This is a genomic window from Aeromonas sp. (genome assembly GCF_050633025.1).
GTDB lineage: Bacteria > Pseudomonadota > Gammaproteobacteria > Enterobacterales > Aeromonadaceae > Aeromonas.
In genome coordinates, this window is the sequence record NZ_JBODRQ010000148.1 from 1 (window position 1) to 7,412 (window position 7,412).

Genomic DNA, 7,412 nt, shown 5'->3' on the forward strand with positions numbered 1-7,412 from the left:
TCTATGACTATCCGGCACAGGTGATCCACCACCCCGAGAGCGGCCTGCCGATGGTAGTGTAAAAGATTGGCAAACTGTCGCCCCTTACCACAACACGGGCCGAAGCGACCTGATTTACCCCGTGTCATACAGGCCAGCCAATATTCATCTTCGACCCAAACAGGCTGTGAATAGCCTCACACTTTGCTCAGGCCAAATCCCCGCAGCATCGCCCTCTACTTATAATGGCACCGCCTCACCGAAGGCATAACGCATTGATGCTACGGAACAATTACAATGACAAACATCAACAAAACCCTACTTGCTGCCGCCATCGCCCTCGGGATGCTAACAGGCTGCAACAGCGACAATGACTCAAAGGCAGCTGATCCCATGGTTCGTTTTGCCACCTTTAACCTTTCCTTTGACCGCGATAACGCTGGCGAGCTGACTAGCGAGCTGGCACTGACCCGCACCGAGCAGGATGCCCTGCTGGCCCGCCTCGCGGAAGGGAGCCTGAGCGACGCCACTGAAACCAAAGCCAAACGCATACAGCAGATCCGCAATGTCGCGGAGATCATCCAGCGCACCCGCCCGGATGTTTTCCTGCTCAACGAGTTCGACAACGATGGCAAGGGCGAAAGCACTACCGATCTGAAAGCCTTCAACGACAACTATCTGGCCCATCCCCAGCATGCCGAAGTGACTGCCATCAGCTATCCGGTGCTGCAGAACTTTGCCACCAACACCGGCCTGATGAGCGGTTATGACCTAAATCTCGATGGCAAGGTCAACAGCGGCCCCGATGATGCCTGGGGCTTTGGTAACTACCACGGCCAGTACGCCTTTGCGGTGATGTCCAAATATCCTATCAACACCAAGCAGATCCGTACCTTCCAGCACTTCAAGTGGAAGGATATGCCGGGCGAGAAGAACCCAGTCATCGATGACTGTAAAAAGCTGATCGACAAAAACGGGGTCAAAAACCCATATCGTGAATGTGGCGATGCCTGGTATGCCGATGAGGTGTGGCAGAAGTACCCGCTCTCTTCCAAGAACCACGCCGACGTGCCGGTGCGCATCAAGACCGAGAAGGGGGAAGAGGTCATTCACTTCCTGATCTCCCACCCGACCCCGCCGATCTTTGCCAACGCGGCGCGTCACACCGTCAAGCACAACCGCGCCGAGATCGCCTTCTGGAACGACTACGTCAAGGGTCTCGACTACATGACCGATGACAAGGGGACCAAGGGTGGACTGGCCAAAAACGCCAAGTTCGTTATCGCCGGGGATCTCAATGCCGACCCGCTCACTGGTGACGGCGACCTGACCGCCATTCGGGCACTGCTGGACAACGCCCTGATGAATCAGGCCATCACCAATGGCACCCTGATCCCGGTCAGCGAAGGGGGCCCGGAGTGTGTCAACAAGGGGACCGACTGCAAACGCAACCTCAATCGCCCCAATCCGGAACGGATCACCAACTCCAGCGTGCTGCAGCTGGATCACGTCATCCCCTCCGCCAACCTCAACGCGGTCAAGAGCGGCGTATTCTGGCCGGCCAGCTTCGAGGCCGGCTATCACTTGGTCTATGATGCGAAACTCGGCATCGCCAAGGGAGTCAGTTCGGATCACCGCATGGTCTGGGTCGATCTGAAACTCGATTGAACCACGTACTGACTGCCAATTTGGGGGCCTTTTGGCCCCTTTTTGTTGCCACAATATCGCCGCGTCTGCCGCTGGCTCAAGTGCCATGCTGAGTAATCAAACAGTTACCGCCCGCCACGGTGGCAGACGATCCGGCAAATCGTGCGCTACGCCACCATTCCGATAACCCTTCCTTGCAAGGGGGTATGGGGTTTGCTAATACTCCGCGTCCATTAAATGACCAACGATAACCGGGGCAACGAGCCGTGGCGTTTGAACAATTCACTCTGGTGATCTCGCTGTTCCAGCAGCTCTGCGTCTATCTGGTGATCGCCTGGCTGCTCTCCAAGACGCCGCTGTTCATGCCCCTCACTCAGGTGACCCTGAGCTGGCCCCACAAGATCCTCTGCTACCTCATCTTCTCCGGCTTCTGCGTCATGGGCACCTACTTTGGCCTGAGGGTCGAGGACTCCATCGCCAATACCCGCGCCATTGGCGCCGTGCTGGGGGGAATCGTCGGCGGCCCGGTGGTGGGGCTGCTGGTGGGGCTCACCGGCGGCATTCATCGCTACTCGCTGGGGGGCTTTACCGCGCTGGCCTGCACCTTCTCCACCATCGCCGAAGGGCTGCTCGGTGGACTGGTGCACCGCCACTTCGTCGCCCGCCACCGGCTCGACCTGCTGTTCAGCCCCTGGGTAGTGGGCTCGGTGGCCCTTATCGCCGAGCTGATGCAGATGGGCATCATCTTGCTGGTGGCCCGCCCGTATGACGACGCCGTCCACCTCATAGAGAACATCATCGCCCCCATGCTGGTGGCCAATACCCTGGGGGCCGCCATGTTCATGAGGATGATCCTCGATCACCGCGCCATGCTGGAGAAGTACTCGGTCGCCTTCTCCGCCCGCGCCCTCAAGATTGCCGAGCGAGCGATGCGGGTGCTGGACAAGGGGTTCACCCAGGAGGCGTGTCAGCAGATGGCGCGCATCCTCTACGAGGAGACCGGGGTTGGCGCGGTGGCCATCACAGATCGGGAGAAGCTGCTCGCCTTTATCGGCATCGGCGAGGATCACCACCTGCCGGGCACCGCCATCAACTCGGCCCACACTTTCAAGGCGATCCAGCACAGCGAGGTGGTCTATGCCGACGGCAACCTCATCCCCTACAGCTGCAACCTGCATCCCCAGTGCCGGCTCGGCTCCTCGCTGGTCATTCCGCTGCGAGGGGAAGAGGGGTCGGTGGTGGGCACCATCAAGCTCTACGAGCCCAAGCGCAAGTTCTTCTCCTCCATCAACCGCACCCTGGGGGAAGGGATTGCCCGGCTGCTCTCCGGCCAGATCCTGGCCAGTAAGTACAACGAGCAGAAGCGGCTCTTGGCACAGTCGGAGATCAAGCTGTTGCAGGCGCAGATCAACCCGCACTTTCTGTTCAACGCCCTCAACACCCTGTCGGCGGTGATCCGGCGCGATCCCGAAAGCGCCCGCACCCTGGTACACAACCTCTCCACCTTCTTTCGCAAGAACCTCAAACGGCAGGGGGACGAGGTGACCCTGGCCGACGAGCTGGAGCATGTGAACGCCTATCTGCACATCGAGCAGGCCCGCTTCGCCGAGCACCTGAGCGTGCAGATCCATATTCCCGAGCCGCTGCTGGAGTACCGACTGCCCACCTTCTCCCTGCAACCCATCGTCGAGAACGCGGTCAAGCACGGCATCTCCCAGATGTTCGAACCCGGCCTGCTGACCCTGACTGCCAGGGTTGAGGCGCAGCGAGTGGTGCTGGAGGTATGCGACAACGCCGGGCTCTACCAGACGAAACAGGAGGGGAGCGGCCTTGGCATGAACATAGTGGATCGGCGTATCAAGGCCCGTTACGGTGCCGAGTACGGGGTCGCCATCGACTGCGTCCCCCATCAATCAACCCGGGTGAGGATCACCCTTCCCCTGCAGGAGAGCCCATGCTGACCGCCCTGATCGTTGACGATGAACCCCTCGCCCGCGAGGAGCTGCGCCTGTTGCTGGAGCAGGCGGGCAATATTCGCCTGCTGGGAGAATGCGCCCACGCCATGGAGGCGCTGCCCGCCATCCATCGCCTCAAACCCGACCTGCTGTTTCTCGACATCCAGATGCCGCGCATCAACGGGCTGGAGCTGGTGAGCATGCTGGATCCTGACTTGCGCCCCCACATTGTCTTCATCACCGCCTACGACGAGTTTGCCCTGCGCGCGTTCGAGGAGAACGCCCTCGACTACCTGCTCAAACCGGTCACAGCAGAGCGGATGAACAAGGCGCTGGAACGCATCAACCGGCTGCTTTCGCCAAAGGGTGAACTGGCGGGGCAGCCGCTACCGGATCCGACCCGCATCGCCCAGCCCCTGCGCAGCATCCCCTGCATCGGCCACAACCGCATTCTGCTACTGCCCCTTGGCGAGGTGGAGTTCATCCACAGCGATCTCACAGGCAACCGGGTGATCAGCGGCCAGCAGCAGGGCACCACCGAGCTGACCCTGCGCACGCTGGAAGAGAAGACCGGCTTCGTGCGCTGTCACCGCCAGTACCTGCTCAACCCGGGCCAGATCCGCGAAATCCTGCTGCTCGACGGCGGGCTGGCGGAAGTGGTGACTCAGGGCGGTCACAAGGTGCCGGTGAGTCGCCGCTACCTCAAGCCCCTCAAGGAACTGCTAGATATTCCCTGATGGGGCGGGACGCCTCACCCCGCTCCAGCTCTACCAGCTACCACTCACCCGCTTGCCACACCCGCCGGCTCATCCCTCAAACCGCTCGGGGCCGCTTTTCTGCCGCTCGCGGGCGGACCCCGGCCACTGACCTTTTCTGCGCTCCCCTTTCCCCACCGCATCGGTAGAGTGCAGCCTGAGCCCGGCCAGACTGGCCACAGGAAAAGGAAACTCCCCCATGCAACACGCAATCACTTTTGTCATTGCGGCCCTCTGCATCCTCGCCATAGCATATCGCCTCTACGGCGTGTTCTTTGTGCGCAAGGTGCTGCAGGCTGACGACAAACTGGTCACCCCCTCCCACCAGCTGGAAGATGGCAAGAACTATGTGCCGACCAACAAGTGGGTCAACTTCGGCCAGCACTTTGCGGCCATCGCCGCCGCCGGCCCGCTGGTCGGCCCGGTACTGGCCGCCCAGTACGGTTACCTGCCAAGCTTTCTCTGGCTGCTGATCGGCTGCGTCATCGGCGGTGCGGTGCACGACACAGTCGTGCTGTTCGCCTCCATGAAGCATCAGGGCAAGTCCCTCTCCGAGGTGGCGAAGGCCGAACTCGGCCCCATCGCCGGCTGGTGCACCGGTCTGGCGATGCTGTTCATCATCACCATCACCATGGCGGGTCTCTCCATGGTGGTGGTGCACGCGCTGGAGCGTAACGCCTGGGGCGTGTTTGCCGTCTTCATGACCATCCCCATCTCCATGGTGGTGGGAATTTGGCACAAGCTGACCGGCAACCTGCAAGCCGCCTCCTGGGTCGGGTTTGCCGCCGTGCTGGCCTGTGTCTTCTTCGGCCCCTACGTGCAGGAGAGCGCCTTCGGTGCCTGGCTGACCCTGCGTGCCGAGACCATCAGTCTGGCACTGCCCATCTACGCCTTCTTCGCTACCGCGTTGCCGGTCTGGCTGCTGCTCACCCCGCGCGGCTACATCTCCAGCTTTATGAAGATCGGTGTATTCGGCGCCCTGGTGATCGGCGTTATCTGCATCAACCCGGAGATCCAGTTCCCCGCCATGACCCAGTTCGTCCACGGCGGCGGCCCGGTACTGGGCGGCCCTGTCTGGCCCTTTATCTCCATCACCATCGCCTGTGGCGCCATCTCCGGCTTCCACGCCTTTATTGGCTCCGGCACTACCCCGAAACTGGTGGACAAGTGGAACGACATCCTGCCGGTTGCCTTCGGTGCCATGCTGGCCGAGTGCGTAGTGGGCGTGATGGCGCTGATCGCCGCCACTGCCCTGCACCCGGCGGACTACTTCGCCATCAACGCCACCCCGGAAGCCTTTGCCAAACTGGGGATGCAGGTGGTGGACTTGCCGTTCCTCTCCCAGGAGATCGGCATGGATCTGAACGGCCGCACCGGCGGCGCCGTCACCCTGGCGGTGGGCATGTCCTACATCTTCACCAAGGTGCCCTGGTTCAGTAACCTCGCCTCCTACTTCTTCCAGTTCGTGGTGATGTTCGAAGCGGTGTTCATCCTGACTGCCGTCGACTCCGGTACCCGGGTCTCCCGCTACCTCATTCAGGACTTCTTCGGCGAGTTCTACCCGCCCCTCAAGCGCATCGACTGGATGCCGGGCGCCATCGGGGCCAGCGTGCTCGCCTGCGTGATGTGGGGCTACCTGCTGATGTCCGGCGATATCGGCTCGGTATGGGCGCTGTTCGGGGTATCGAACCAGCTGATGGCCTCGGTGGGCCTCATCATCGGTGCCACCATCATCTTGCGACTGGCCAGCAAGCGCCGCTACATGCTGACCTGTCTCATTCCGCTGGCCTACCTGTTCGTCACCGTCAACTACGCCGGTTACTGGATGATGAGCAACGTCTACTTCAACGCGGCGGCCAAGGGTTACAACCCGATGAACGGCATCATCTCCCTCATCATGCTGGTGCTGGGGATGCTGATCCTGCTCTCCGCCCTGCGCAAATGGAGCGAGCTGTGGAAGCTGCGCCAGCAGCCCTCCTACAAGGTGGTGGAAGCGACCGCCTCCTGATGAGCGAGTAGCTTTACCCCTGACACGACCCCGCTGCGGCGGGGTCTTTTATTGGCGATGGGTGACGAATTGACCACGGTTCATTAATCCACCGTTTGGCATTGAGTTACTCATCCATAGCCGTTGAATGGGCCCCCCGATCACAGAACCGCCGCGCCAATGGTGGTAGCATGCCTCCTCTTGCAATCGGGCCGCACGGCGGAGCCGGTGGCCCTCCCTCCTCTGCTTTCACTTTTTGAGGACCTATTTGATGGAACTGCTTCTGCTTAGCAATGGTAAAGCCAACGAATTTCCGGGTCTGCTCGGCTGGGCCCGCGACCGGGTGCAGAGCCTGCTGGCCCGCAAACCGGTCAAGCGTATTCTGCTGATCCCCTACGCGGTGATCCGCAGTGACTGGGATGCCCGCGCCAATGATCTCACCGAGAGCCTCGGGATCGAGACCATCAGCATTCACCACTTCGATGATCCGGTCGATGCCGTCAATCAGGCCGATGCCATCTTTATCAGCGGTGGCAACACCTGGCGCCTCAACCAGATGCTGCACGAAAACGGCCTGATCGTGCCGATCCAGCGTGCCGTGCGCGAGCGGGGCGTCCCCTATGTGGGCTGGAGCGCCGGTTGCAACGTGGCGACCCCGAGCATCCGCACCACCAACGATATGCCGGTCTGTAACGCCGCCGTACTGCCAGCGCTGGGCCTGTTCCCGCTGCAGATCAACCCGCACTATCTGGATGCCAGCATCAGCGGCCACATGGGCGAGACCCGCGACGAGCGTCTGGCCGAGTTCTGCGCCATCAACCCGAGCGAATATGTGGTGGCCCTGCGCGAAGCGAGCCTGTTGCAGATCAGCGGCGATACCGTTGAGTACTGGAGCGCCCGCGATCAGGACTTCAAGATCTTCAAACATGGCCAGGAGCCGCAAGCCTTTATGGACGCGAGCCCGCTGGCCGAGCTGACCCCCTTCAAGGTCTGCTAAGCCACGAAGATCGCTTCACCACTGGCAGGTGGATTGCTCGCGAAACCGTAAAAACAAAAGAGGGATGGCTCAATGCCATCCCTCTTTTTTAT

General features: G+C 61.1%; 5 protein-coding genes. All 5 read left to right on the forward strand.

Going from position 1 to position 7,412, the window contains the following annotated elements; all coding sequences use genetic code 11:
• Positions 1-276: 276 nt before the first annotated feature.
• Positions 277-1,647, forward strand: coding sequence for an endonuclease/exonuclease/phosphatase family protein (locus ACRAUW_RS15535; RefSeq protein ID WP_431363000.1), 1,371 nt, complete (start codon positions 277-279; stop codon positions 1,645-1,647).
• A 245-nt stretch (positions 1,648-1,892) separates the two neighbouring features.
• Entirely contained in the window at positions 1,893-3,587 is a 1,695-nt protein-coding gene (locus ACRAUW_RS15540) for a LytS/YhcK type 5TM receptor domain-containing protein (RefSeq protein ID WP_431363001.1), read from the forward strand.
• Positions 3,581-4,318 (forward strand): two-component system response regulator BtsR, encoded by a 738-nt coding sequence (gene btsR / locus ACRAUW_RS15545; RefSeq protein WP_431363002.1) that lies wholly within the window; start codon positions 3,581-3,583, stop codon positions 4,316-4,318. The genes ACRAUW_RS15540 and btsR overlap by 7 nt, the downstream gene beginning before the upstream one ends.
• 217 nt (positions 4,319-4,535) lie before the next feature.
• Positions 4,536-6,344: a carbon starvation CstA family protein gene (locus ACRAUW_RS15550; protein WP_033114626.1), complete on the forward strand. Its 1,809-nt coding sequence runs from the start codon at positions 4,536-4,538 to the stop codon at positions 6,342-6,344.
• Between the two features lie 250 nt (positions 6,345-6,594).
• Positions 6,595-7,320: a dipeptidase PepE gene (pepE, locus tag ACRAUW_RS15555; protein ID WP_431363003.1), complete on the forward strand. Its 726-nt coding sequence runs from the start codon at positions 6,595-6,597 to the stop codon at positions 7,318-7,320.
• The last annotated feature ends 92 nt before the right edge of the window (positions 7,321-7,412 follow it).

What these genes read in the sequence shown, in the direction of transcription:
- ACRAUW_RS15535 (WP_431363000.1), top strand. Translation starts at nt 277, where the DNA reads ATGACAAACATCAACAAAACCCTACTTGCTGCCGCCATCGCCCTCGGG.
- btsR (WP_431363002.1), top strand. Translation starts at nt 3,581, where the DNA reads ATGCTGACCGCCCTGATCGTTGACGATGAACCCCTCGCCCGCGAGGAG.
- ACRAUW_RS15550 (WP_033114626.1), top strand. Translation starts at nt 4,536, where the DNA reads ATGCAACACGCAATCACTTTTGTCATTGCGGCCCTCTGCATCCTCGCC.
- pepE (WP_431363003.1), top strand. Translation starts at nt 6,595, where the DNA reads ATGGAACTGCTTCTGCTTAGCAATGGTAAAGCCAACGAATTTCCGGGT.